This is a genomic window from Tersicoccus mangrovi (genome assembly GCF_036881825.1).
GTDB lineage: Bacteria > Actinomycetota > Actinomycetes > Actinomycetales > Micrococcaceae > Tersicoccus > Tersicoccus mangrovi.
Genome location: NZ_JBAJMW010000002.1, coordinates 368,396 through 392,914, shown reverse-complemented (window position 1 = coordinate 392,914; position 24,519 = coordinate 368,396). Strand labels below are relative to the sequence as shown.

21 protein-coding genes and 2 tRNA genes are annotated in these 24,519 nt (G+C 71.0%); 16 read left to right on the top strand and 7 right to left on the bottom strand.

The genetic code is table 11. From position 1 onward, the window contains the following. Positions 1-64: 64 nt before the first annotated feature. The 3 genes from V6N00_RS05650 to bcp form a co-directional block, all read right to left on the bottom strand. Positions 65-1,753 (bottom strand): ABC transporter substrate-binding protein, encoded by a 1,689-nt coding sequence (locus V6N00_RS05650; RefSeq protein WP_334231092.1) that lies wholly within the window; start codon positions 1,751-1,753, stop codon positions 65-67. Between the two features lie 194 nt (positions 1,754-1,947). Then, positions 1,948-2,028 (bottom strand) — tRNA-Leu (locus V6N00_RS05645). A gap of 81 nt (positions 2,029-2,109) precedes the next feature. Beyond that, positions 2,110-2,577 (bottom strand): thioredoxin-dependent thiol peroxidase, encoded by a 468-nt coding sequence (gene bcp, locus V6N00_RS05640; protein WP_334231091.1) that lies wholly within the window; start codon positions 2,575-2,577, stop codon positions 2,110-2,112. A 137-nt stretch (positions 2,578-2,714) separates the two neighbouring features. Here bcp and V6N00_RS05635 point away from each other — a divergent pair, with 137 nt between their 5' ends. From V6N00_RS05635 to V6N00_RS05625, 3 genes are all read left to right on the top strand, one after another. Further along, positions 2,715-3,191 (top strand): MarR family winged helix-turn-helix transcriptional regulator, encoded by a 477-nt coding sequence (locus tag V6N00_RS05635; RefSeq protein ID WP_334231090.1) that lies wholly within the window; start codon positions 2,715-2,717, stop codon positions 3,189-3,191. A 134-nt stretch (positions 3,192-3,325) separates the two neighbouring features. Beyond that, a tRNA-Lys gene (locus tag V6N00_RS05630) sits at positions 3,326-3,398 on the top strand. Between the two features lie 115 nt (positions 3,399-3,513). Then, a complete protein-coding gene (locus tag V6N00_RS05625; RefSeq protein WP_334231089.1) occupies positions 3,514-4,554 on the top strand; it encodes an NAD(P)H-dependent flavin oxidoreductase in 1,041 nt (346 codons plus the stop codon). Between the two features lie 77 nt (positions 4,555-4,631). Here V6N00_RS05625 and V6N00_RS05620 read toward each other — a convergent pair whose 3' ends face one another. Then, entirely contained in the window at positions 4,632-5,816 is a 1,185-nt protein-coding gene (locus tag V6N00_RS05620) for a PQQ-dependent sugar dehydrogenase (protein WP_334231088.1), read from the bottom strand. 109 nt (positions 5,817-5,925) lie between these two features. Between V6N00_RS05620 and V6N00_RS05615 the strand changes: the two genes are divergently transcribed. Continuing rightward, a complete protein-coding gene (locus V6N00_RS05615) occupies positions 5,926-6,867 on the top strand; it encodes an NAD(P)-dependent oxidoreductase (protein ID WP_334231087.1) in 942 nt (313 codons plus the stop codon). A gap of 51 nt (positions 6,868-6,918) precedes the next feature. Here the strand turns inward: V6N00_RS05615 and V6N00_RS05610 are convergent, their stop codons facing one another. Both V6N00_RS05610 and V6N00_RS05605 read right to left on the bottom strand, forming a co-directional pair. Then, positions 6,919-7,362 (bottom strand): hypothetical protein, encoded by a 444-nt coding sequence (locus V6N00_RS05610; RefSeq protein ID WP_334231086.1) that lies wholly within the window; start codon positions 7,360-7,362, stop codon positions 6,919-6,921. 234 nt (positions 7,363-7,596) lie between these two features. Further along, a complete protein-coding gene (locus tag V6N00_RS05605; protein ID WP_334231085.1) occupies positions 7,597-8,574 on the bottom strand; it encodes an NADP-dependent oxidoreductase in 978 nt (325 codons plus the stop codon). A gap of 147 nt (positions 8,575-8,721) precedes the next feature. Here V6N00_RS05605 and ilvD point away from each other — a divergent pair, with 147 nt between their 5' ends. The 10 genes from ilvD (at position 8,722) to V6N00_RS05555 (ending at position 21,610) form a co-directional block, all read left to right on the top strand. Then, positions 8,722-10,425 (top strand): dihydroxy-acid dehydratase, encoded by a 1,704-nt coding sequence (ilvD, locus tag V6N00_RS05600; protein WP_334231084.1) that lies wholly within the window; start codon positions 8,722-8,724, stop codon positions 10,423-10,425. Between the two features lie 279 nt (positions 10,426-10,704). Further along, positions 10,705-12,624, top strand: a complete 1,920-nt coding sequence (locus tag V6N00_RS05595; RefSeq protein ID WP_334231083.1) for an acetolactate synthase large subunit — start codon at positions 10,705-10,707, stop codon at positions 12,622-12,624. Then, the gene (gene ilvN / locus V6N00_RS05590) at positions 12,624-13,136 is read left to right on the top strand and encodes an acetolactate synthase small subunit (protein WP_334231082.1); all 513 of its coding nucleotides are present in this window, start codon (positions 12,624-12,626) and stop codon (positions 13,134-13,136) included. The genes V6N00_RS05595 and ilvN overlap by 1 nt, the downstream gene beginning before the upstream one ends. A gap of 157 nt (positions 13,137-13,293) precedes the next feature. Next, a complete protein-coding gene (gene ilvC / locus V6N00_RS05585; protein WP_334231081.1) occupies positions 13,294-14,319 on the top strand; it encodes a ketol-acid reductoisomerase in 1,026 nt (341 codons plus the stop codon). Between the two features lie 159 nt (positions 14,320-14,478). Continuing rightward, positions 14,479-16,101 carry a phosphoglycerate dehydrogenase gene (serA, locus tag V6N00_RS05580; RefSeq protein ID WP_334231080.1) on the top strand — a complete coding sequence of 541 codons (1,623 nt, stop codon included), beginning with the start codon at positions 14,479-14,481 and terminating at the stop codon, positions 16,099-16,101. A gap of 89 nt (positions 16,102-16,190) precedes the next feature. Next, positions 16,191-17,738 (top strand): methionine--tRNA ligase, encoded by a 1,548-nt coding sequence (metG, locus tag V6N00_RS05575; protein WP_334231079.1) that lies wholly within the window; start codon positions 16,191-16,193, stop codon positions 17,736-17,738. A gap of 329 nt (positions 17,739-18,067) precedes the next feature. Continuing rightward, positions 18,068-18,715: an alternate-type signal peptide domain-containing protein gene (locus V6N00_RS05570; protein WP_334231078.1), complete on the top strand. Its 648-nt coding sequence runs from the start codon at positions 18,068-18,070 to the stop codon at positions 18,713-18,715. Beyond that, the gene (locus V6N00_RS05565) at positions 18,712-19,353 is read left to right on the top strand and encodes a signal peptidase I (protein ID WP_334231077.1); all 642 of its coding nucleotides are present in this window, start codon (positions 18,712-18,714) and stop codon (positions 19,351-19,353) included. Before V6N00_RS05570 ends, V6N00_RS05565 begins: the two co-directional genes overlap by 4 nt. Before the next feature lie 54 nt (positions 19,354-19,407). Further along, positions 19,408-20,472, top strand: coding sequence for a 3-isopropylmalate dehydrogenase (locus V6N00_RS05560; RefSeq protein ID WP_334231076.1), 1,065 nt, complete (start codon positions 19,408-19,410; stop codon positions 20,470-20,472). Positions 20,473-20,521: 49 nt separating this feature from the next. Next, the gene (locus V6N00_RS05555) at positions 20,522-21,610 is read left to right on the top strand and encodes a branched-chain amino acid aminotransferase (protein ID WP_334231201.1); all 1,089 of its coding nucleotides are present in this window, start codon (positions 20,522-20,524) and stop codon (positions 21,608-21,610) included. Between the two features lie 153 nt (positions 21,611-21,763). Here V6N00_RS05555 and V6N00_RS05550 read toward each other — a convergent pair whose 3' ends face one another. Next, positions 21,764-22,693: a DUF559 domain-containing protein gene (locus V6N00_RS05550; protein ID WP_334231075.1), complete on the bottom strand. Its 930-nt coding sequence runs from the start codon at positions 22,691-22,693 to the stop codon at positions 21,764-21,766. Positions 22,694-23,085: 392 nt separating this feature from the next. Between V6N00_RS05550 and V6N00_RS05545 the strand changes: the two genes are divergently transcribed. Next, positions 23,086-23,508, top strand: a complete 423-nt coding sequence (locus tag V6N00_RS05545) for a phospholipase A2 (RefSeq protein ID WP_334231074.1) — start codon at positions 23,086-23,088, stop codon at positions 23,506-23,508. An 88-nt stretch (positions 23,509-23,596) separates the two neighbouring features. After that, the gene (locus V6N00_RS05540) at positions 23,597-24,376 is read left to right on the top strand and encodes a fumarylacetoacetate hydrolase family protein (protein WP_334231073.1); all 780 of its coding nucleotides are present in this window, start codon (positions 23,597-23,599) and stop codon (positions 24,374-24,376) included. The last annotated feature ends 143 nt before the right edge of the window (positions 24,377-24,519 follow it).

The window sequence follows — 24,519 nt, the reverse complement described above, 5'->3', positions numbered from 1 at the left end:
AGCCGGGCGGTGGGGACGGGGACGGCCGTGGGCCGCCGGGATGAACCGGCGGCCCACGGGAGGATCAGCTGGAGAGCTTGATCTCGTTGAAGACCTCGTCCTGGACGGGGCTGGCGGGGTAGGACTCCACACGGGACGCGAAGCCGAGCGACGGCGCCGGGTGCGCGAGCGGGATGCCCGGCACGTACTTCATGATGTCGTCGTTGATCTTTTCGTACAGCGGGGTCTGCTCGTCGAGCTTGCTGACGCTGCGCGCCTTGGTCAGCTCGTCGAACAGGCTCTGGTTGGTGAACCCGAACTCCGGCTTCTCATGGCCGAAGAAGACGCCGACGAAGTTGTCCGTGTCGTTGTAGTCACCGGTCCACCCGAGCAGGTGGATGCCGTGGTCCGCGGTGCCCTGCACCTTGTCCAGGTAGTCCGGGGACCACTTGAGCGGCTTGGCGTTGACCTTGATCCCGACGTCGGCGAGCTGGGCGCTGATGTTCGAGAACGTCTGCTCCGGGGTCGGCATGTACGGCCGCGACACGTTGGTCGGGTAGTTGAAGTCGATCGTGAACCCGTTCGGGTACCCGGCCTCCTTCAGCAGCTGCTTGGCCTTGTTCTTGTCGTACGGGTAGGAGGTGACGTTCTTGTTGTAGCCGTTGACCGACTCGGGCACGAACTGCGTGGCGACCTTGGTGCCCTCGGGAAGCGTCTGCTTGACCAGGGCCTCCTTGTCGATGGCGTAGGCGATGGCCTGGCGCACCCGGATGTCCTTCAGCTCCTTCTTCGCCTGGTTGAAGCCCAGGTAGAGGATGTTGAAGGGGTCGCGCTGGATGACCTTCATGCCCTTGTCCTTCAGCGACTGCGTGTCGGCGGGCGCGACCAGGTCGTAGCCGTCGATGCTGCCGGACTCGAGGGCCTGACGGCGGGCGTTGGCGTCGTCGATCACCCGGAAGATGATCTTCTTGACCTGGCCCTTGTCGCCCCAGTAGTTGTCGTTGGAGGACAGCTCGATCTGCTGGCCGACGTCCCACTTGTCGAACTTGAAGGGACCCGTGCCGACCGGGTGGCCCTGCGCGTAGGGGCTCAGCTGCGGCGAGTCGGCGGTGCCGGCGATCGCGTTGGCGTTGTACTTCTGCATCGCCGTCGGGCTCTGCATGCCGAACGCGGGCAGCGAGAGGGACGCGATGAAGCCCGCGAACGGCTTGGCCAGGGTGACGGTGGCCTGCGAGTCGCCCGAGGCGGAGCAGGACTTGTAGACCGCGTCCTGCGGCTTGTCCTTGTAGCCCTTGAACAGCGACGTGTAGTAGTACGCCAGGTTCTCGGACTGCTGGATGCCCTTGAAGTTGTACCAGCGGTCGAAGTTGGCGCAGACCGCGGCCGCGTTGAACGGTGTGCCGTCCTGGAACTTCACGCCCTTCTTCAGTTCGAAGGTGTGGGTCAGGCCGTCGGCCGACGTCTTCCAGGACTCGGCGAGCAGGGGAGCAGGGTCCGCCGTGCCCGGCTTGGTGCCCACGAGTCCCTCGAAGACCTGCCGGCTGACGCGGAAGGACTCGCCGTCGCTGGCGAAGGCGGGGTCGAGGGTCTTCGGATCGGACGACGCCGCGAAGACGAACGTCGAGTTGACGGATCCGCCGCCGTTGCCGGATTCCGTCCGCTGGCTCTGCACGCAGCCCGAGAGCGCGAGAGCGCTGGCGACCAGGACCGCCGTGGCCCCCACCGCGCGTGCGCGCGTGCGCCGCCGGCGGCTGGCCGGGGGTGTTGCTGACATGGCATCTCCTCCGATGCGAGTGAGTGGCGGCCGCCCTTGCGGCCTGCCCCGCGAGCACCTGTGAAGCGCCTCACGTTGGTCAGGAGCCTAACCCGGGCGCCGACGCCCGGAGGACGACCGCCACGGCCGCGCCGGAGGAATTCACGTGCCGGCAACACGGCGGCACGTGCCACCGGGTGGTCCGACAGGGGGTGTGCGCGAGGCGGGACTCGAACCCGCACGCCAGGGGCACAGGAACCTAAATCCTGCGTGTCTACCAGTTCCACCACTCGCGCATGGAGCGCGGTCAGTCTACCGACGGGTCGCCGTCCACCCGCGCGGCGCGGAATCAGGCGGAGTCGCCGGCGCCGCAGAGGTCAGTCGATGCCGAGTTCGCGGCGCAGGCGCGCGACGTGGCCCGTGGCCCGCACGTTGTACTGGGCGTTGGTGACGACGCCGTCCTCGTCGAGCACGACGGTCGAGCGCAGCAGGCCCTCGTAGGCGCGGCCGTAGTTCTTCTTCTCGCCCCACGCGCCCCAGGCCTTCGTCACGGCGTGGTCGGGGTCGGAGAGCAGCGGGAAGGTCAGGCTCTCCTTCTCCGTGAAGGTGGCGAGTTTCGCGGGCGTGTCCGGGCTGATCCCGACGACGGTGTAGCCCGCGGAGGTGAGGGAGGCGAGACTGTCACGGAAGTCGCACGCCTCCTTCGTGCACCCGGGTGTGCCCGCCGCGGGGTAGAAGTAGGCGACCACCTTGCGCCCGCGCAGATCGCTCAGCCGGACGTCCTCGCCGGCGGCATCGGTCAAGGTGAACTCGGGGGCGGTGTCGCCGTTGCTCAATCGCTGCATGGTTGCGCACTTCCGGTCGGTCGGGCGGGAGGTGGCGACGTCGCCGCGACCAGCGTATCCCGGCGTGATCACCGGGGAAGAGGCCCTCGCGCGCGTCGTGAACCATCAGTGGGCTGATGGACGTTATAATTCTTGGCATGCCCGAGCCGTCACTCTGGCCGACAAGCCGTCTTCTCTCGACGGCCGCGCGTCTGGTCGAGCACTCCTGGAATGAAAATCTCGCGTCCATCGGCGTCACGCACGCCGGTGTGATCGCGCTCGACGTCCTGGCGACCTACGGTCCCATGACGCAGGCGCGTCTCGCCTCGCTCGTGAAGGTGCAGGCCCAGACGATGGGCAAGACCCTGCACCGTCTGCAGATCCACGGTCACGTGAGTCGGCAGCGCGACGAGCAGGACCGCCGCAGTCACGTCGTGACGATCACCGACGCCGGTCGCACCGCACTCGAGCGCTCCCGGCGCATCGAGCGCGACCTGCTGCCCGGCGGTGACCGCACGAGCGACGAGCTGCGCGGCCAGCTGGTGGACATCATCGCGAGCCTGGGCGATGCCCGGTGGCAGAACTCGGGCATGCTGCCGGACGACGAGGACCTCACGTCGGTCTCCGGCTCCTGAGCACCGCGGGAGCCGGGCGGTCCGCCGATTTCGTGAACGGACGAACCTGCTGCTAGGCTCTCATGCTGTTGCCGACGACGTCGGACGGCGGCCCTGACCGGGCCGGGAACCGCTCGCGACGCCGCACGGAACATGCGCCTCTAGCTCAATTGGCAGAGCAATTGACTCTTAATCAATGGGTTCTGGGTTCGAGTCCCAGGGGGCGCACCCTTCAGAGAACACCCTCCGGTCCATCGGGCAGGGGGGTGTTCTGCTGTCCGGATCCTGACGGCCGCGGAGCTGCCGACGACGCCGCGACTCCACGGGTGAGAGGATCGGCGACATGGCCGACTCCACCGATCTGCTCGAGACCGACCTGCCCGTCGTCGCCGCCCCGATGGCCGGAGGACCGGGCACGACGGAGCTGGCGCGGGCCGTCGCGGCGGCCGGGGGCTTCCCCTTCCTGGCCGGCGGCTACCTGAGCGGGTCGGCCTTCGCCGAGCAGCTGCGGACCGTCCGGGCGCTCGGCGTCCCCTTCGGCGTCAACCTGTTCGTGCCCGCGGACGATGCCGACGACCAGCTCGACACGGCGGCCTTCGCCGCGTACGCCGCGCGACTGCAACCCGAGGCGGAGCGCCACGGGCTGACGCTGGACCCGCAGCCGGTCACGAGGGACCGCGACGCGTGGTCGGAGAAACTCGACCTGCTGCTCGCCGACCCCGTGCCCGTCGTCTCGTTGACCTTCGGGCTGCCGGCCGCCGCGGACATCGCCGCCCTGCGACGAGCCGGCTCCCGGGTGCTCGCCACCGTGACGACGCCGGCGGAGGCCCGGGCCGCCCGCGACGCGGGCGTGGACGGTCTCGTCGTGCAGGGCACCGCCGCCGGCGGCCACAGCGGCACGTGGGACCCGGCGCACACCCTCGCCGAGATCCGCACCGCCGACCTCGTCCGGGACGTGGTGGCGGCCGTGGACCTTCCGGTGATCGCGGCCGGCGGCATCGACGGGCCCGACGCCGTCCGTGGCCTGCTGGCCGCCGGCGCGCGGGCCGTCGCGGTCGGCACCGCGCTGCTGCGCACCGACGAGGCCGGCACCTCAGCCACCCACCGTGACGCCCTGACCGACCCGGCCCTCGGCCCCACGGTGCTCACCCGGGCCTTCACCGGCCGCCCGGCGCGCGGCCTGCGTAACGCCTTCATCGACGCCCACGAGACGGCGGCGCCGCTCGGCTATCCCGCGATCCACCACCTGACCCGGCCGTTGCGGCGTGCGGCGGCCGCGGCCGGCGACCCGGACCGGGTGCACCTGTGGGCGGGCACCGGCTATCGGAGCGCGGCCACGGGGCCGGCCGGGGACGTCGTCCGCGAGCTCACGCGCTCGCTCTAGGGACCGTCGAAGCGGACAGCTCGAGCCGCGGCCGACCAGGTCGACCGTGGAGCCCGGACCGGGTGGCCGGGCGGCCCTCAGGACGCCGTGACGCGCAGGATGGTCGAGTCCGTGCCGTGGTCGGTCAGCACCCAGAGCGAGCCGTCGGGGGCGAGCTGGACGTCTCGCAGCCGCCCGTACCGGCCCTGCAGGGAGGCGACCGGCGCGCCCGCGCGGTCGCCGTCGAGCGGGATCCGCCACAGCCGTTCCCCGCGCAGGGCGGCGACCCACAGGGCGCCGCCGACGACGGCGCCACCGGACGGGGAGCAGTCGGCCGTCGACGGCCACACGACCGCGGCGTCGACGAACTCCGGCCGGTGCGGCGCGCCGGTGACCTCCGGCCAGCCGTAGTTCGCGCCGGCGCGGATGAGGTTCACCTCGTCGTCGACCGTCGGCCCGAACTCCGTCGCCCACAGCCGCCCGGCCGGATCCCACGCCAGGCCCTGCACGTTGCGGTGCCCGTAGCTGTACACGGGGGAGTCGCCGATCGGGTTGCCCGGGGCCGGCCGACCGTCGGCCGTGACCCGCAGGATCTTCCCGTTCAGCTTGCTGCGATCCTGCGGAGCGCTGCGGTCCTGCGCGTCGCCGGTGCCGATGTAGAGGTAACCGTCGGGGCCGAAGGCGATCCGGCCCCCGTTGTGGGTCCGGTTCTTTTCCAGCCCGGAGAGGACGACCCGTCCGTCGCTCAGGCGCCCGTCCGCGTACCGGAAGGACTCGACCCGGTTGTCGTCCGCGGCGGTGTAGTAGAGGAAGACCCGCCGGTCCGTGCTGAAGCCGGGGGAGAGCGCGATCCCGAGCAGGCCGCCCTCACCGGCCGGCCGGGCCGCGTCGATCCGGCCCACCTCGGTGGCCGCCCCGTTGCGGACGAGGACGAGCCGCGCCGAATCCCGCTCGGTGACCAGGGCCCCGCCGTCCTCGGGCAGGAACGCGACCGCCCAGGGCGTGTCCAGGCGGTCGACGACGGTGCTCACCGGCGGGTCGCTGCGGGCGGCCGCGGTGCCGGCGCCGGTCGCGGCACTCGAGGGCCCGGCGCCCGACGCGGTGCCCGAGGCCGCGGTGCCGGCGCCGGTCGCGGTACTCGAGGGCCCGGCGCCCGACTTCGGGGACGGGGAGGTGCACCCGCTCGCGGCGATCAGCACGAGGCCGGCGACCATCCCGACGCCGGCGCGCACGCACCGCTGCCGGATCGGTGGGCGGGAAGGGGTCGATGCGTGGCGTCCCATGGGGGTCCTGTCGCTCGGGTAGGGAGATGGTACGCGGCGCGCCCGGGGGTTGCCTGAGCGGAATGGCGGCTCCGGCCCGGCCGAGGAGCGCATGGCTAGGGTGGACGTCATGAGTCCGACGCGCACGCTGACCGCCTCCGTCCCCGACCGCTGGATCGCCGACGGCATCGGCGAGGTGCCCGGCGTGGACGTCGTGGTGTGGGACGTCTCCGGTCCGGCTCCCGAGGACGTCGCGGATCGCATCGAGGCCGTCGTCCTGCCCTACGCCCGCGGCTACGACGGAGAGTTGATCCGGGCACTGCCGCACCTGTCGACCGTCCTGACGACCACGACGGGATTCGACGGCGTGGCCGAGAAGGTGGGCGACGGGCCGGCCATCGTCACCGCCGCCGGCGTGCACGCGGCCGCGACCGCCGAGCTCGCCGTCGCCCTCGTCCTCGCCTCGCTGCGCGGCATCGACGCCGCCGCACGGGACCAGGAACGGGAGCAGTGGCGGCCGCAGCGCCGCCGGTCGCTGGCCGATCGCCGGGTGCTGCTGGTCGGCGTGGGTGGCATCGGTGAGCAGATCGCCCGCCGGCTCGACCCGTTCGAGGTGACGCTGACCCGCGTCGCCTCCCGGGCGCGCACGGACGAGCGCGGTGCGGTGCACGGCACGGACGAACTCGTCGAGCTCGCCGCCGACCACGACGTGCTCATCGCCATCACCCCGCTCAGCCCCGACACGCACCACCTCGTGGATGCTCGGGTCCTGGCGGCCCTGCCGGACGACGCGCTCGTCGTCAACGTGGGCCGCGGAGCCGTCGTCGACACCGAGGCCCTCACGGCCGAGGTGACCGCGGGCCGACTGCACGCCGCACTCGACGTCGTCGACCCCGAGCCGCTGCCGGCCGGCCATCCCCTGTGGTCCGCACCGAACGCGCTGATCACTCCCCACGTGGGCGGCAACGCCTCGGCGTTCGAACCGCGCATCGTGGAGCACCTTCGCCGCACCCTCGGCCAGCTCGCCCGCGGCGAGGAGCCGCCGACCCAGGTGCGGGCCGCCGCCCGCTGAGCCGAGTCGAACGGAGCACCACGCAGGCGGCCTGACGGCCACGGCAAGGCGCTAGAGCTGGGAGAGCTCCTCGTTCATGAAGCGGGCGAAGTCCGCGGCGTCGTCCCGCTGCTCCAGCCACGTCGTCGTGCCCCCGACGGTCATCCGCACGCGGTCCCGGACCGTGACGGCGAACCGGGCACCGATGTTCGTCTCGACGGCGTAGAACGAGTCCGTCCCGACCTCGGCGAAGGCCAGGTTGGTGGCGTTGACGGCGGTGGCGCGCTCGATCGGCGCGAGTTCCGGGAGCAGGAAGGGGGCGAACACTACTTCCACCGGCTTCATGCAGTACCCGACGATGAAGTCGCGTCGCGAGCCGCGGGCACCCGACCCGGGCTCCGGGTACTCCGCCGAGCCGTACCCGTAGATCAGGTTGTAGGACCCGAAGGTGGAGACCTGGCGGTCGAAGATCTGGTGCAGGTCGGCCAACAGCTGGGCACCGTCGTCGGCAGTCATCGCGCCTTTCCGGGCCGGTCTGGCAGGGGCTGAACCGGGACCGCGCTCACGTGGGGGAGTGTGGGGGACGCGCACAGTCTACGAAAAGGGGCTCGCCGGCCGCGCACCCACGACGACGTGTGACGGCCGCGACGCGGGCGGGGATCGGCCGGAGTGGAGGGCGCGGACACGACGACGGCCGGCCCCGGAGGGACCGGCCGTCGACGTCCGCCCTCGTCAGGGGCGGGTGCAGTCTCAGAACGTGAGGACGAGGCGCCCGCGCACGCCACCGGCCGCGAGGCGCCGGTGCGACTCGGCGGCCTGCTCCGCGGGCAGCGTGTCGGCCACGCGCAGGGTCAGCGTGCCGTCCTCGACGGCCTGCCGCAGCGCGTCGAGCTTCTCGCCCGAGTGGTACTCGCGGAACACCCAGATCTTGTGGACGGTGACGTCGCTGCCCTCCACACCACCCCAGTTGCGCACGGTCGCGAAGCCGCCGCCGGAGCGGACCGCGGGCAGTGCCTTCTCGTTCATGACGGCGGCGTCGAGCAGCCCGTCGACGCCCTCGGGAGCGATGGCGCGGATGCGGTCGGCGACGTCGTCACCGCGCTCGACGATGTGGTCCGCGCCGAGGGAGGCGACCAGGCCGCGGTCCTTCTCGGCCGCGTCGGCGATCACGGTCAGGCCGCGCAGCTTGGCCAGCTGCACGGCGTAGTTGCCGAGGGTGCCGGCGGCGCCGGTGACGGCGAAGGTGCCGCCCTCGGGGATCGCCAGCTCGTCGAGGGCCTGCACGGCGGTCAGGCCGTTCATCGGCAGGGTCGAGGCCTCCTCGAGGGAGGAGCCGGCGGGGATGCGCGCGATGGAGTCGGCGTCCGCGATCAGGTACTCGACGTAGGCGCCGCCGTGGCCCTCACGCGGCAGCGCGATCGCCATCACCTCGTCGCCCACCGACCACCGGGAGGTGTCCAGCCCGCGGTCGGCGTCCGGCTCGCCCACCTCGTCGACGACGCCCGCGGCGTCCATGCCGGGCACCACCGGGAACGGCAGCTTGCTCTCGCCGTAGGCGCCCTCGCGCACGTTGGTGTCCGTGGGGCTCACGGCCGCGGCCCGGACGCGGATGCGCACCTCGCCGGGCCCGGCATGGGGCGCGGTCACCTCGTGGGTGGTCAGGTTCTCGGGGCCGCCGTACGTGTCGACGCCGACGGCCTTCATGGTGCTGTTCGTGGTGGTGTCCATACCGTGGCGAACAGATCTGGCCGCGGATAATTCCCGCGCCGGGTCCCGGCCGGGGGCGCCGCGGGGTGAACGGCCGTGCCGTCGGGCCGGGCGTCACGGAGCGGCACGAGCGCGGAACCGCACGTCCGTGCGTCATAGACTCCGAGCATGAGCGTTGACAACACGGTGGACATCAAACCTCGCAGCCGGGACGTGACGGACGGGCTCGAGAAGACGGCGGCCCGCGGCATGCTCCGTGCGGTCGGCATGGGCGACGACGACTTCGCCAAGCCCCAGATCGGCATCGCCAGCTCCTGGAACGAGATCACCCCGTGCAACCTCTCGCTCGACCGCCTGGCGCAGGCGTCCAAGGAGGGTGTGCACGCGGCCGGCGGCTACCCGCTCGAGTTCGGCACCATCTCCGTCTCGGACGGCATCTCGATGGGCCACGAGGGCATGCACTTCTCCCTGGTCTCCCGTGACGTCATCGCCGACTCCGTGGAGACCGTGATGATGGCCGAGCGCCTGGACGGCTCCGTGCTGCTGGCCGGCTGCGACAAGTCGCTGCCCGGCATGCTCATCGCCGCCGCCCGGCTCGACCTGGCCTCGGTGTTCCTCTACGCCGGTTCGACGATGCCCGGCTTCGTCAAGCTCTCCGACGGCCAGGAGAAGGAAGTCACGATCATCGACGCCTTCGAGGCGGTCGGTGCGTGCGCCGCGGGCCTGATGAGCCGCGACGACGTGGACCGCATCGAGCGGGCCATCTGCCCGGGCGAGGGCGCCTGCGGCGGCATGTACACCGCCAACACGATGGCCTCGGTGGCCGAGGCGATGGGCATGTCGGTGCCCGGCTCCGCCGCCCCGCCGTCGGCCGACCGCCGCCGTGACGCCTTCGCGCACAAGAGTGGCGAGGCCGTCGTCGAGATGCTGCGCAAGGGCATCACCGCCCGGCAGATCATGACGAAGGAGGCGTTCGAGAACGCGATCTCCGTGGTCATGGCCTTCGGCGGCTCCACCAACGCCGTCCTGCATCTGCTCGCCATCGCCCGCGAGGCCGAGGTCGACCTGACGCTCGACGACTTCTCCCGCATCGCCGAGCGCGTCCCGCACCTGGGCGACCTGAAGCCCTTCGGCCGGTTCGTCATGCACGACATCGACAAGATCGGCGGTGTGCCCGTCGTCATGAAGGCGCTGCTCGACGCCGGTCTGCTGCACGGGGACTGCCTGACGGTGACCGGCAGGACCATCGCCGAGAACCTCGCCGACATCAACCCGCCGGACCCCGACGGCAAGATCCTGCGCGCGCTCGCGGACCCGATCCACCCGACCGGCGGCATCACCATCCTCAAGGGCTCGCTCGCCCCCGAGGGCGCCGTCGTCAAGTCCGCCGGGTTCGACTCCGACGTCTTCGAGGGCACCGCGCGCGTGTTCGACGGCGAGCGTGCCGCGATGGACGCGCTGGAGGACGGCACCATCGGCGCCGGCGACGTCGTCGTCATCCGCTACGAGGGCCCCAAGGGCGGCCCCGGCATGCGCGAGATGCTTGCCATCACGGGCGCGATCAAGGGCGCGGGCCTGGGCAAGGACGTCCTGCTGCTGACCGACGGCCGGTTCTCCGGCGGCACCACGGGCCTGTGCGTCGGCCACGTGGCGCCCGAGGCGGTGGACGGCGGCCCGATCGCGCACGTGCGCGACGGCGACCGGATCCGGCTCGACGTGGCCGGCAAGACCCTGGACGTGCTCGTCGACCAGGCCGAGCTGGACGCGCGCGCCGAGGGCTTCGTCCCGCGCACGCCGACGTTCACGACCGGTGTCCTGGGCAAGTACGCCAAGCTCGTCCACTCCGCCTCCGAGGGCGCCTGGGTGGGCTGATCCCACCGACAGGCGGACGGCCCGTCTCATATCGTGAGACGGGCCGTCCGCGTGTTGACACGGCGACGGGCCGGGGACGACACTGAGGGCATGCAGAAGCCGATTCTTGTCGTACTTGGCCGGCGTGGCGCGTAGCAGCCGCACGGAAGCTTCTGCAACCCCACGCCCAACCCCGTCGCCGCAAGGCTGAAGGGGTTTTTTTATTGCGGTGATGCTCCCGCCGGGACGGGGGAGGGGCACCGCGGGCGACCATCACGAGTGAGACCGAAGGACCAACCGATGAGCAAGGGACAGACCGTCAGCCCGGCGCTGATGGCACACACGTCCCGGGCAGGCGCCCGGGAGACCGCACCGGTGCCCTCGACGGTCACCGGGGGCAACGCCGCCGCGGAGACCGCCGCGGCCCCCTCCGTCTCCTCCGTCCAGGGTCCGAACCGCGTCGTGGAGCCGGTGCGGATGACGGGGTCCCAGGCGATCGTGCGCTCCCTCGAGGAGCTCGGGGTCACCGACGTGTTCGGGCTGCCGGGCGGGGCCATCCTCCCGACGTACGACCCGCTGATGGACTCGACGACGATCAACCACATCCTCGTCCGGCACGAGCAGGGCGCCGGTCACGCCGCGCAGGGCTACGCGATGGTCACGGGCAGGGTCGGCGTGTGCATCGCGACCTCCGGCCCCGGGGCGACCAATCTCGTCACCCCGATCGCCGACGCGCACCTGGACTCGGTACCGATCGTCGCTATCACCGGCCAGGTCTCCAGCGCCGTGATCGGCACGGACGCCTTCCAGGAGGCGGACATCGTTGGCATCACCATGCCGATCACCAAGCACTCCTGGCTCGTCACCGACGCCGAGGACATCCCGCGGGTGCTCGCCGAGGCCTTCTACATCGCCGGCACCGGCCGCCCCGGTCCCGTGCTCGTGGACATCTCCAAGGACGCCCAGCAGGGCATGATGACGTTCAGCTGGCCCCCGAAGGTCGAGGCTCCCGGCTACCGCCCGGTGGTGCGCGGCCACGCCAAGCAGCTGCGCGAGGCCGCCCGGCTGATCGCCTCCTCCTCGCGGCCCGTCTTCTACGTGGGTGGCGGCGTCGTCAAGGCGCACGCCTCCGAGGAACTGCGTCAGCTGGCCGAGTACCTGGGCGCGCCCGTCGTGACGACGCTGCAGGCCCGCGGCGTGTTCCCCGACTCCCACGACCTGCACTTCGGCATGCCGGGCATGCACGGCGCCGTCTCCGCGGTGGCCGCGCTGCAGCAGGCGGACCTGCTGATCACCCTCGGCGCCCGCTTCGACGACCGCGTGACCGGGCTGCTGTCGAGCTTCGCGCCCGGCGCCCGGGTGATCCACGCGGACATCGACCCCGCCGAGATCTCGAAGAACCGCACGGCGGACGTGCCGATCGTCGGCTCGGTCAAGGAGATCATCCCCGACCTGACGGACGCGCTGACCGCCGAGTTCGAGCACACCGACCGGCCCGACCTGACGCCGTGGCTGACCACCCTGCGCCGGCTGCGTGAGACGTACCCGCTCGGGTACACCGAACCGTCCGACGGGCTGGTCGCCCCGCAGAAGGTGATCTCCCGGATCGGCGAGCTCACCGGGCCGGAGGGCGTCTACGTCGCCGGCGTGGGCCAGCACCAGATGTGGTCCGCCCAGTTCATCAAGTACGAGCGCCCGCACGCCTGGCTGAACTCGGGCGGCGCGGGCACGATGGGCTACTCCGTGCCCGCCGCGATGGGCGCCAAGGTCGGCAACCCCGACCGCGTGGTGTGGGCCATCGACGGCGACGGCTGCTTCCAGATGACCAATCAGGAACTGGCCACGTGCCGGATCAACGACATCCCGATCAAGGTCGCGGTGATCAACAATTCCTCGCTCGGCATGGTCCGCCAGTGGCAGACCCTGTTCTACGAGGGTCGCTACTCGAACACGGACCTGAACACGGGCCACGACACCCTCCGTGTGCCGGACTTCGTCAAGCTGGCGGAGGCCTACGGCTGCGTCGCGCTCCGCTGCGAGCGTGAGGAGGACATCGACTCGACGATCGAGCAGGCCCTGGCCATCAACGACCGTCCGGTGGTGATCGACTTCGTCGTCAGCCCCGACTCGATGGTGTGGCCGATGGTGCCCTCGGGCGTGAGCAACGACCTGATCCAGGTGGCGCAGAACCTGACGCCGCAGTGGGAGGAGACCGACTGATGGCACGCCACACCCTGTCCGTGCTGGTGGAGGACAAGCCCGGCGTGCTCACGCGCGTCGCCGGGCTGTTCGCCCGCCGTGCGTTCAACATCAACTCGCTCGCCGTCGGGCCGACCGAGGTCCCCGGGGTGTCCCGGGTGACCGTCGTGGTCGACGCCGACGCCGAGCTCCTCGAACAGGTGACGAAGCAGCTCAACAAGCTGATCAACGTCCTGAAGATCGTCGAGCTGCTGCCGGAGACCTCGGTGCAGCGCGACCACGTCCTGATCAAGGTGCGGGCCGACGCCGCCACGCGCCTGCAGGTCACCCAGGCGACCGATCTGTTCCGCGCCTCGATCGTCGACGTCGCCCCCGACTCGGTGGTGATCGAGGCGACCGGGACGGCCGAGAAGCTCAACGCGCTGCTGGCGGTGCTCCAGCCCTTCGGGGTGCGGGAGATCGTCCAGTCCGGCACGCTGGCGATCGGCCGGGGCCCCCGGTCGATGAGCGACCGCGCGCTGAGGAGCGCGTAGCGCCAGCGGAGCGCGACCGAAGCGCGCAGACCAGCACCGCGCGCTGAGGAGCGCGTAGCGCCAGCGGAGCGCGACCGAAGCGCGCAGACCATGACAGAGCATTGCGTTCCGCTTGATCCGACATTTCGCAACACATCCAAGGAGAGACTGAACCCCCATGGCAGAGATCTACTACGACGACGACGCCGACCTGTCGATCATCCAGGGCCGGCACGTCGCCATCATCGGCTACGGCAGCCAGGGCCACGCCCACGCCCTCAATCTGCGCGACTCGGGGGTGGACGTGCGGATCGGCCTCGCCGAGGGGTCGAAGTCGAAGGCCAAGGCCGAGGCCGAGGGCCTGCGGGTCCTCTCGGTCGCCGACGCGGTCGAGGAAGCCGACCTCATCATGATCCTCACGCCGGACCAGGTGCAGCGCACGGTGTACGCCGAGTCCATCCAGCCGCACCTGACGACCGGTGACGCGCTGTTCTTCGCGCACGGCTTCAACATCCGGTTCGGCTACATCAGCGCGCCCGAGGGCGTCGACGTCGCCATGGTCGCCCCGAAGGGCCCGGGCCACACCGTGCGCCGCGAGTTCGAGGCCGGTCGCGGCGTGCCCGCGCTCATCGCCGTCGAGAAGGACGCGTCCGGCAACGCCGAGGCGCTCGCCCTCTCCTACGCGAAGGCCATCGGCGGCAGCCGCGCCGGCGTCATCAAGACGACCTTCACCGAGGAGACCGAGACGGACCTCTTCGGCGAGCAGGCCGTGCTCTGCGGCGGTGTCTCCCAGATGGTGCAGTACGGCTTCGAGACCCTCACGGAGGCCGGCTACAAGCCCGAGATCGCCTACTTCGAGGTCCTCCACGAGCTCAAGCTCATCGTCGACCTGATGATCGAGGGCGGCATCGCCAAGCAGCGCTGGTCCGTCTCGGACACGGCCGAGTACGGCGACTACGTCTCCGGCCCCCGGGTGATCGATCCGCACGTGAAGGAGAACATGAAGGCGGTGCTCTCCGACATCCAGGACGGCACCTTCGCCAAGCGGTTCATCGACGACCAGGACGCCGGCGGTCCCGAGTTCACGGAGCTGCGGGCCAAGGGCGAGGCGCACCCGATCGAGGCCACCGGCCGCGAGCTGCGCCAGCTCTTCTCGTGGATCAAGTCGAACGACGACTACACGGAGGGCCAGGTCTCCCGCTGACGCGGAGCTGAGTCCTTCCCCGGTCGCCGATGAGGTCAGTCTCACAGTGTTCGCTCCGGTAACACTGCGGGACTGGCCTCTCCGCGTTCAGGGCCCGTCCTACGCTGGAACGGGCCTTCGTCCGTTCCCCCGTCCCCACCCGCCGTCCGAAGGAATCGCGTGACCACCGCAGCAACCCCCGTGTCTTCTGCCGCCAGTCGGCCCGTCGTCCTGATCGCCGAGGAGCTCTCCCCGGCCACGATCGAGGCCCTCGGCCCCGACTTCGAGATCCGCCGCGCCAACGGCGCCGACCGCGCGGAACTGCTGCCCGCGATCGCCGACGTCGACGCCATCCTGATCCGCTCCGCCACCCAGGTGGACGCGGAAGCCATCGCCGCCGCGTCGAGGCTGAAGGTCGTCGCCCGTGCCGGCGTCGGGCTGGACAACGTCGACGTCGCCGCCGCCACCCGGGCCGGCGTCATGGTGGTCAACGCCCCGACGTCGAACATCATCTCCGCAGCCGAGCTGACCGTCGGGCACATCCTCTCCCTGGCGCGGAACATCCCGCAGGCCAACGCGTCGCTCAAGGGCGGCGAGTGGAAGCGCTCGAAGTACTCCGGCGTCGAACTGTTCGAGAAGACGATCGGCATCATCGGCCTCGGCCGCATCGGCGGCCTCGTCGCGGAGCGCGTCAAGGCCTTCGGCACCGAGGTCGTCGCGTACGACCCGTACGTCACCTCCGCCCGCGCCGCCCAGATGGGCGTTCGCCTGGTGGACCTGGACACGCTGCTCGCGGAGTCCGACTTCGTCACGATCCACATGCCCAAGACCCCCGAGACGCTCGGCATGCTCGGCGCCGACGCGTTCGGCAAGATGAAGGACACCGCCTTCGTCGTCAACGTGGCCCGCGGCGGGCTCGTGGACGAGACGGCACTGGACGAGGCGATCACCGCCGGCACGATCGCGGGGGCGGCGATCGACGTCTTCACGTCCGAGCCGGCGACGGACCTGCCGTTCATCGCCCACGAGAGCGTCGTCGTGACCCCGCACCTGGGCGCCTCGACCGACGAGGCGCAGGAGAAGGCCGGCGTCTCGGTGGCCCGCTCCGTGCGGCTCGCCCTGGCCGGCGAGCTCGTGCCGGACGCCGTCAACGTCGCGGGCGGGGTCATCCACCCGGACGTGCGGCCCGGCATCCCGCTGGTCGAGAAGCTCGGCCGGATCCTCACGGCGCTGGCCGCCGGGTCCGTCACCCAGGTCGAGCTCGAGGTCGCCGGCGAGATCGCCGAGCACGACGTCAAGTCGCTCGAGCTGGCCGCCCTCAAGGGCGTGTTCCAGGACGTCGTCTCCGAGCACGTCTCCTACGTCAACGCCCCGGTGCTCGCCGAGCAGCGCGGGGTCGCGATGAAGCTGACGACGACGGCCGAGTCCCCCGAGTACCGCAACCAGCTGACCATCCGCGGCGCCCTCTCGGACGGGCGGCAGGTCGAGGTCTCCGGCACGCTGACCGGCCCGAAGCAGAACCAGAAGCTCACCGGCATCAACGGCTACGAGCTCGAGATGCCGATGGACGACCACCTGATCGTCGTCATCTACCGAGACCGGCCCGGCGTCATCGCCGTCATGGGCTCGGTGCTGGGTGACCGGGACGTCAACATCGCGGGCATGCAGGTGGCCCGCAAGTCCGAGGGCGGACAGGCACTGTCGGTGCTCTCCGTCGACTCGACCGTCACCGCCGAGCAGCTCGGTCAGATCAAGGAGCGCATCGGCGCCGAGACCATCCGCCAGGTGGATCTGACGGAGTAGCGAGCGGGCACGGAACCCTCGCGCCGGACCCCGTCGTCGCCGGCCGTCACCGATCGTGACGGCTGGCGACGGTCGCCTAGACTGACCCGGTGACCCCCCGCCCTGCCTACTACCTGACCACCGCCATCGCCTATCCCAACGGGGAACCGCACATCGGGCACGCCTACGAGTACATCGCCACGGACGCGATGGCGCGCTTCCAGCGGCTCGACGGGTACGACGTCTACTTCCTCACCGGAACGGATGAGCACGGCCTGAAGATGGAGCAGACCGCGCAGAAGCAGGGGCTGACCGCGCGGGAGCTGGCGACGCGCAACGCCGCGGTGTTCAAGGCGATGGACGACGCGCTGGGCGTCAGCTACGACCGGTTCATCCGCACCACCGACGCGGACCACTACGCGTCCGCCCAGGAGATCTGGCGGCGCATGGAGGCGAACGGCGACATCTACCTCGACTCCTACGCCGGCTGGTACTCCGTGCGCGACGAACGGTTCTTCGGCGAGGACGAGACCGCGGTGGGGGAGGACGGCGTCCGCCGCGCCACGGAGACCGGCACGGAGGTCACCTGGACCGAGGAGGCCAGCTACTTCTTCCGGCTCTCCCGCTACCAGGAGAAGCTGCTGGCCCTCTACCGGGACCAGCCCGAATTCGCGGCGCCGCGGTCGCGCTTCAACGAGGTGATCCGCTTCGTCGAGGGCGGCCTCGAGGACCTCTCCATCTCCCGCACCAGCTTCGACTGGGGCGTGCCCGTGCCGGGCGACCCCGACCACGTCATGTACGTGTGGGTCGATGCCCTGACCAACTACCTGACCGGGGCGGGCTTCCCCCACACGGACTCCGAGCAGTACCGCACGTACTGGCCCGCGGACCTGCACGTGATCGGCAAGGACATCTCCCGGTTCCACTGCATCTTCTGGCCGGCGTTCCTGATGAGCGCGGACCTGCCGCTGCCGAAGCGCGTGATGATCCACGGCTTCCTGCACAACAACGGCGAGAAGATGTCCAAGTCGCTCGGCAACGTCGTCGCCCCGCGGGACTGGGTGGCCCAGTACGGGCTCGACGCCGTCCGGTTCTTCCTGCTCCGGGAGATCCCGTTCGGGGCGGACGGCTCCTACAACCACGACGCCGTCGTCGGCCGCAAGAACGCGGACCTGGCCAACAACCTGGGCAACCTCGCCCAGCGGTCCCTGTCCATGGTCGCCAAGAACTGCGACGGCGCGGTGCCGCAACCCGGCGCGTTCACGGCCGAGGACGAGGCGCTGCTCGCGCGGGCCGCGGACCTGCTGCGGGTGAACCGCGAGGCCTACGCCGTGCAGGACTTCCACGGGGCGCTCGAGGAGACCTGGCGGGTGCTCGGGGACACCAACGCCTACTTCGCCGAACAGGCGCCGTGGGTGCTGCGGAAGACGGACCCCGCCCGCATGGCCACCGTGCTGTACGTGACCCTGCAGGTCGTGCGGACGGTGGCGACCCTGGCGCAGCCGGTGATGCCCGGGTCCTGCGCGACGTTGCTGGACCTGCTCGGCGTGCCCGAGGACGCCCGGGACTTCGCCGCACTGGGCACGCCGCTGGCGCCCGGGACGCCGCTGCCGGCCCCGGTGCCGGTGTTCCCGCGCTACGAGGAGCCCGCGGCCTGAGGCCGGTCGCTGCGGTGGGGGCGACGGGCGCCGTTGTGCTGCGGTCGCACCGCTGACGCGGTCGTCGCGCTGACCTGCGCCGACGTGCTGGTGTTCGGCAGCGTGGTGTGATCTAATTCTCGCCGTCAGTGGATACAGCTGCATGCAGATGGGGGATGCAGGGGGCCGTCCGGTTGTCGAAATCCGGGCGGAAGGCTGTGGGGGACGCGGTCCTGCTGCGGGGGCAGCCGGACGGGTGATCTGGGTCGAAACGGTGCTCCGTGTGTGTTGCCACCTGAGTCGGGTGTGCTGCTGACCATTTCTGTCATCCGTGCCTTGGGGGGCCTGTCATGTCTGCTTCGATCACTTCTCCGTCCGCGCCGTCCTCGTCCACCGAGGGTGCCGCCCCGGAGCCGTCCGGCCGACGGCGTCACGCCGTCAAGGCCGTCGCCGCCGGCGCTCTCGCGGTCGTCCTGCTCACGGCCGGAGGCGGCACCTTCTCCCACTGGTACGAGGAGCAGCACCCCGTCACCGGGGCACTGACGGCCGGGCATCTCTCGATGGACACCCTCGCCTCCACCTGGACGGACCAGAACGGCAACACCATCGACCTCGCCACCTACCGCATGGTCCCGGGCGACACCGTCACCATGACCGCGACCACCCACATCAACGCCGTCGGCGACAACCTCCGTGCTGAACTGGCGGTCGACTACTCGCAGACCGACTTCGCCACGTACGCGAACATGCCAGACAGCGGGGTCACGGTGACCACGTCGGTCGCCGGTCTGACCGACACCGACGGGTCCGACGGCTACTCCGTCGTCGGAAAGAAGGGCACCACCGCCAACGACGACGGCCGCTCCGCGACCGTGACGTTCACCATCGCGTGGTCGAAGAACCGCGCCGACGGCAGTGCCTGGGGCAGCGGGCCGACGTCGGGCGAGGACGCCAGCGGGAGTCTCAACGCCGTCCGGGTCGTCCTGTCTCAGAAGTGAGCGCGCCGGAGCGGGCCGGGGCGGCGCCGGGTCCGTCCCGGCCCCGTCCCGGGAACGAGTGGATGCGCGGCGCGGTGCTCTCCACTGCCGCCGTCGCCGTCGCCGCGGCGCTGATCACCCTCGTCGTCGTGCCTCGGGTTCTCGGCTGGGTGCCGCTCACCGTGCTCTCCGGGTCGATGTCCCCGACCATTCCCACGGGCAGCCAGGTGGTGGTCCGACCGGTCCAGTCGGTCCCGGACATGGCTCGCCTGTCCGTCGGCGACGTGATCACGTTCGCGCCCCGGAACGACGACGACGGAACGCTCGTGACCCACCGGATCGTCGCGGTCGGGATGGACGCCGTCGGTGCGCCGTCATTCACGACACTCGGTGACGCGAATCCGAGTGCCGACGCCGACCCCGTGGGACCGGCCCAGCTGCGCGGGGTCGTCGAGTACCACGTGCCCGGCGCCGGCTGGCTGGCCACGGCCGTGAGCCCGGGTCAGAAGAAGGTCGGTGTGCACGTCGGCGCTGTCCTCCTGCTCGCCTACGCCGCCGGTCAGCTCTACGGTGTGCTGCGCCGTTCGTCGTGGCCCCGCCTGCGGCTCCGGATCCCTTTGCGCCGCCGGTCGCCGCGGTCGGCCATTGACGTCGCCTGACCACATCGTGATACGGCTTTCTCACGATGCAAGACGGCGCACTACCCTGAACGCATGAGTGAGAGCATCCGGCTGGCAGTCATCGGTGGCGACGGGATCGGCCCGGAGGTGGTCGCGGAGGGGCTCAAGGTGCTCGACGCCGCTCTGGCCGGCACCGACGTCGCCGTCGAGACGACCGACTTCGCGCTCGGCGCGGACCACTGGCTCGAGACCGGCGAGGTGCTCGACGACGCCACCCTCGAGCGGCTGCGCGGCTTCGACGCCATCCTCTTCGGCGCCGTCGGCGCGGCGCCGGGCGACACCCGCGTCCCCTTGGGGCTGATCGAGCGGGACCTGCTGCTCAAGCTGCGCTTCAGCCTCGACCACTACGTCAACCTGCGCCCCTCGCTGCTGCCGGCCGGGGTCGCGAGCCCGCTGGCCGCACCCGGTGGGGTCGACTTCGTCGTCGTCCGCGAGGGCACCGAGGGCCCGTACGTCGGCAACGGCGGCGCCCTGCGCACGGGTACCGACGCGGAGATCGCCACCGAGGTCTCCGTCAACACGGCGTTCGGCGTGCGCCGCGTGGTGCGCTACGCGTTCGAGCAGGCCACCGCCCGCCCGCGGACGAAGCTGACCTGGATCCACAAGACCAACGTGCTCGTGCACGCCGGCCGGCTGTGGAAGCGGATCGTCGAGGAGGTCGCGGCGGACTACCCGCAGGTGGCCGTCGACTACCTGCACATCGACGCGGCCACGATCTTCATGGTCACCGACCCCGCCCGGTTCGACGTCATCGTCACGGACAACCTGTTCGGCGACATCATCACCGACCTCGCGGGCGCGGTCACGGGCGGCATCGGCCTGGCCGCGTCGGGCAACATCAACCCCGACCGCACGGCGCCGAGCATGTTCGAACCGGTCCACGGTTCCGCGCCGGACATCGCCGGACAGGGGATCGCCGACCCGACCGCGGCCATCCTCTCGGTCGCCATCATGCTGGAGTCCTTCGGGCAGGACGAGGCGGGGCAGCGGGTGCGTGACGCGGTGGCCGCGGACCTGTCGTCCCGAGGTGCGGAACGGCGCAGCACGGCGGCGGTCGGCGACGCGATTGCTGGTGCGGTCGCCGCGCGAGCACAATAGGAAGGCAGCGGCGCACGTGGCCGCACGATCGACGAACGGTGAGGACGAGATGACGACGGTGGCCGAGGGCTTGACCTTCTCACGGACCCTGAGCGAGAACCCCCGCAGCGACGAGGAGCGGGCGAAGATCCTGGCGAACCCCGGTTTCGGGGACTGGTTCACGGATCACACCGCCGTCATCGACTACCACGACGGCGCGTGGCACGACGCGAGGATCGAACCGTACGGTCCGATCCTCATGGACCCCGCCTGCTCCGTGCTGCACTACGCGCAGGAGATCTTCGAGGGCCTGAAGGCCTACCGGCACGCCGACGGGTCCATCTGGACGTTCCGGCCCGAGAAGAACGCCGCCCGGCTCAAGCGCTCCGCCCACCGGCTGGCCCTCCCGCAGCTGCCCGAGGACCTGTTCCTCGAGTCGCTCATGCAGCTGGTCGACGTCGACCGCGCTTGGGTGCCGGACGGCGACGGCGAGAGCCTCTACCTGCGGCCCTTCATGTTCGCCACCGAGAACTTCCTCGGTGTGCGGCCCTCCCAGGAGGTGTCCTACCGGGTCATCGCCTCGCCCGCGGGCAACTACTTCGGCGGCGCGGTCGCCCCCGTGTCCATCTGGTTGTCCGAGCAGTACGCGCGGGCCGGCCGCGGCGGGACCGGCGCCGCCAAGTGCGGCGGCAACTACGCCGCCTCCCTGCTGCCGCAGCTCGAGGCCGAGGCGCACGGCTGCAAGCAGGTGCTCTTCCTCGACGACGGCGCCGTCGAGGAGCTCGGCGGCATGAACGTCTTCTTCGTCTACGCCGACGGCCGGCTCGTCACCCCGGCGCTGTCGGGCTCCATCCTCGAGGGCGTCACCCGCGACTCGGTGCTGCAGCTGGGCCGGGACCGCGGCCTGGACGTGCAGGAGCGGAGGATCATGATCGACGAGTGGCGCGACGGCGTCGAGTCCGGCCAGATCACCGAGGTGTTCGCGTGCGGCACCGCCGCCGTCATCACCCCGATCGGCGAGCTGAAGACCGAGAAGGGATCCGTCTCCTCGCCGACGTCGGAGGCCGGCGGCGTGACGATGAGCATCCGCGAGGAACTGCTCGGCATCCAGACCGGCACCGTCGAGGACACCCACGGCTGGCTGACCCGCCTGGTCTGATCGAGCGCGCTCCTCTGCGCTGACGGTTGGCACGCGTCGACGCCCCGTTCGGTCGAGAGCGACGTGTTCGGTCGAAGGTTCGGTCGATCATGTCGTTCTCGACCGAACGTGCACGAGTCGATGCTGCCGCCGGGTTCGCCCGGTTCTGCGGCCTCATGCGGTCGGGCACGCGCTGACGCCGAGCGCCGCGATGAGGCGCCGGCGGAGCGGCTCGGCCTCGCCCTGGATCTCCGCCCAGTCGACGCGGATCACCGTCCAGCCGAGGCGCTCGAGCCTATTCTGTCGCCGACGCTCCTGGTAGAGCACCTCGGCCGTCGGCCCATGGTCGACGTACTTCGTGCGGCCGTCGAACTCGAGGATCAGCCGGGCGTCCGGCCAGGCGAAGTCGACCCGGTAGCGACCGACGTCGGTGTGGATCTCGTGCTGCAGGACGGGCATCGGAAGCCCCCAGCGCACCAGGTGGAGGCGAGTGAGGGTCTCTCCGACCGACTCGCTGCGCCCGTCGGCGCACGCCACCACCTGCTCGATGCGACGCCGTGCCTTGACCGCGCGTGAGGTCAGCTCGAGGAGTTCGGATGTGGCGAGCCCTGCGGCGAGGGCCTGGTCGGCGATCACCAGTCCGTGCATCACCGAGCCGGCGCAGGTGCTGTCGAGGACGGTGCGCGCCAGGCTGGTGACGTGCAGTCCGTCGACGACGACCACGTCGCGCCTCTCCAGCACGGCCAGGTGGGTCCTGACGCCGGCACCCGGTGCGTGCCCGCGATAGGGAACCGTCACCTGGATCGCTCGCGGTGCCTCGAGCGGATTCAACCCGTGCAGGAGCGCGGCGCTCTCGTGGCTGAAAACCGGGGCGGCGCCCCCGCGACCGCAGACCCGGAGCGCATGGGCGTGCAGTTCCACCCGGTGCCGGTCGGACGGTGTCAGTGCCGCCCAGACGTCACCGGCGAGATAGACACCGTGGCTGACCCGGTGCAGTCGTCGGTCCCGCACGGCCCGCGACACGGCGGCAGCGTTCCAGCCCCGGTCACGGAGCGTCGAGGTCCGGACGAGGCGGCGCTGGGCGCCGGATTGCGTTGTTGCCATCTCTCCACCATCGTCGGCCCACGCCGGATCCCGGGCGGCCGAGCACGCCGATGTGGACGGGCGTGCGTTGTGGGCCTGCTGGGGAGGAAGAAGCACGCGTCGACGCCCCGTTCGGTCGAGAGCGACACGATCGGTCGAGTGTTCGGCCGATCATCTCGTTCTCGACCGAACGTAGCGGCGGCTCGCGATCGACCACGCTTTCGTCGCTGCCGGCCGAATGCGCCCGGGATCGCCCCGGCATGACGGTCGGGTGACGTCCGCGTGAACCCTGCCAGGCCGTTGTCCCGGCCTCTGGACGACGCCTCTGGACGACGTCGTGGGGCGGTCCTAGCCTGAATCCGGACGGCCTGATGTTCATCACTGCGCGCCGTCCGCGGGCGAAGGGGCATGTCATGCGAACGATGATCCTGCGGGTGCTGGGAACCCTCGTGGTGCTGGCCGTGATGCTGGGCATGACGGCGACGTCGGCGCAGGCCGCACCGGTGACGACGTCGCCGACGGCCATGTCCTCGACGACCACCGCCACCACCGACTACTGCGGTACCCCGAGCACCGCCTGGGTGCCCGACAGCTGGGGCAGGGCCGACTTCCGGTCCGCGTGCGCCCAGCACGACGCCTGCTACAGCGCCACGTCGACCACGAGCCGTCTGGACTGCGACACGGCCTTCCTCACCCGGCTGCGCACGGCCTGCTCCACCGCCTACCCCGCCTGGAGCCCGCTGCGCTACACCTGCTACGGCGTGGCCTGGACGTACTACGAGGCGGTGCGCGAGCTGGGGCGTTACGCGTACTCGGGTCAGGGGTCCCCGGCCTGAGACGCCGGGACTCGCCCGGGCGGTACCCCTCGGCGGCCCGGCCACGGCCCGGGCCGGGACGGCGGCGCCGCTGACCTAGGCTGGAGGCATGCGCATAGCCCGGTTTGCCACCAGTGATTCGGAACCCTCCTTCGGCGTCGTGCACGGCGACCCGGGAGCGGAGGAGGTCTTCGCCATCAAGGGCGATCCGTTCTACCAGCAGCTGGTGCCCACGGGCGTGCGCCACCCGCTCGAGGAGGTCCGGCTGCTCGCGCCGATCATCCCGCGCAGCAAGGTCGTCGGCGTCGGGCGCAACTACGCGGACCACGCCGCGGAGCTGGGCAACGAGGTGCCGCCGTCACCGCTGTTGTTCTTCAAGCCGAACACCGCGGTGATCGGGCCGACCGACCCCGTGTTGATGCCCGAGTTCTCCGAGGAGATCTCCTACGAGGCCGAGCTCGCCGTCGTCATCGGCAAGATCTGCAAGGACGTGGCGCCGGACCGGGTCAAGGACGTGATCTTCGGCTACACCTGCGGCAACGACGTCACCGCCCGCGACATCCAGCGCACCGACAACCAGTGGGCCCGGGCCAAGGGCTTCGACACGTCCTGCCCGCTCGGCCCCTGGATCGAGACCGACCTCGACCCGGACAACCTGCGGATCACCGGCTCGCTCGACGGCGACGTCGTCCAGGACGGCAGCACGTCCGACATGATCTTCGGCGTCACCGACCTGGTGGTCCACGCCTCCCAGGCCTTCACCCTGCTCCCCGGCGACGTCATCCTCACCGGCACGCCCGCCGGCGTCGGCACCATCCGGGAGAACCAGCGGTTCGAGGTCGAGATCGAGGGGATCGGCGCGCTGAGCAACCTGTTCCTGCGCCGCTGACGGCAGGCACCGTCGTCGGCGGCGCGGCCGACAGCGCGGCCGACGACGCGCCGGACGTGGTGGCGCCCAGTCGAGGTGGATCCCGGGACACGCCGCGCAAGCATGGGATAGGTCGTCACATCCCCGATGGCGTCGGCGTGTCA

What these genes read in the sequence shown, in the direction of transcription:
- V6N00_RS05650 (WP_334231092.1), bottom strand. Translation starts at nt 1,753, where the DNA reads ATGTCAGCAACACCCCCGGCCAGCCGCCGGCGGCGCACGCGCGCACGC.
- bcp (WP_334231091.1), bottom strand. Translation starts at nt 2,577, where the DNA reads ATGCAGCGATTGAGCAACGGCGACACCGCCCCCGAGTTCACCTTGACC.
- V6N00_RS05635 (WP_334231090.1), top strand. Translation starts at nt 2,715, where the DNA reads ATGCCCGAGCCGTCACTCTGGCCGACAAGCCGTCTTCTCTCGACGGCC.
- V6N00_RS05625 (WP_334231089.1), top strand. Translation starts at nt 3,514, where the DNA reads ATGGCCGACTCCACCGATCTGCTCGAGACCGACCTGCCCGTCGTCGCC.
- V6N00_RS05620 (WP_334231088.1), bottom strand. Translation starts at nt 5,816, where the DNA reads ATGGGACGCCACGCATCGACCCCTTCCCGCCCACCGATCCGGCAGCGG.
- V6N00_RS05615 (WP_334231087.1), top strand. Translation starts at nt 5,926, where the DNA reads ATGAGTCCGACGCGCACGCTGACCGCCTCCGTCCCCGACCGCTGGATC.
- V6N00_RS05610 (WP_334231086.1), bottom strand. Translation starts at nt 7,362, where the DNA reads ATGACTGCCGACGACGGTGCCCAGCTGTTGGCCGACCTGCACCAGATC.
- V6N00_RS05605 (WP_334231085.1), bottom strand. Translation starts at nt 8,574, where the DNA reads ATGGACACCACCACGAACAGCACCATGAAGGCCGTCGGCGTCGACACG.
- ilvD (WP_334231084.1), top strand. Translation starts at nt 8,722, where the DNA reads ATGAGCGTTGACAACACGGTGGACATCAAACCTCGCAGCCGGGACGTG.
- V6N00_RS05595 (WP_334231083.1), top strand. Translation starts at nt 10,705, where the DNA reads ATGAGCAAGGGACAGACCGTCAGCCCGGCGCTGATGGCACACACGTCC.
- ilvN (WP_334231082.1), top strand. Translation starts at nt 12,624, where the DNA reads ATGGCACGCCACACCCTGTCCGTGCTGGTGGAGGACAAGCCCGGCGTG.
- ilvC (WP_334231081.1), top strand. Translation starts at nt 13,294, where the DNA reads ATGGCAGAGATCTACTACGACGACGACGCCGACCTGTCGATCATCCAG.
- V6N00_RS05570 (WP_334231078.1), top strand. Translation starts at nt 18,068, where the DNA reads ATGTCTGCTTCGATCACTTCTCCGTCCGCGCCGTCCTCGTCCACCGAG.
- V6N00_RS05560 (WP_334231076.1), top strand. Translation starts at nt 19,408, where the DNA reads ATGAGTGAGAGCATCCGGCTGGCAGTCATCGGTGGCGACGGGATCGGC.
- V6N00_RS05555 (WP_334231201.1), top strand. Translation starts at nt 20,522, where the DNA reads ATGACGACGGTGGCCGAGGGCTTGACCTTCTCACGGACCCTGAGCGAG.
- V6N00_RS05550 (WP_334231075.1), bottom strand. Translation starts at nt 22,693, where the DNA reads ATGGCAACAACGCAATCCGGCGCCCAGCGCCGCCTCGTCCGGACCTCG.
- V6N00_RS05545 (WP_334231074.1), top strand. Translation starts at nt 23,086, where the DNA reads ATGCGAACGATGATCCTGCGGGTGCTGGGAACCCTCGTGGTGCTGGCC.
- V6N00_RS05540 (WP_334231073.1), top strand. Translation starts at nt 23,597, where the DNA reads ATGCGCATAGCCCGGTTTGCCACCAGTGATTCGGAACCCTCCTTCGGC.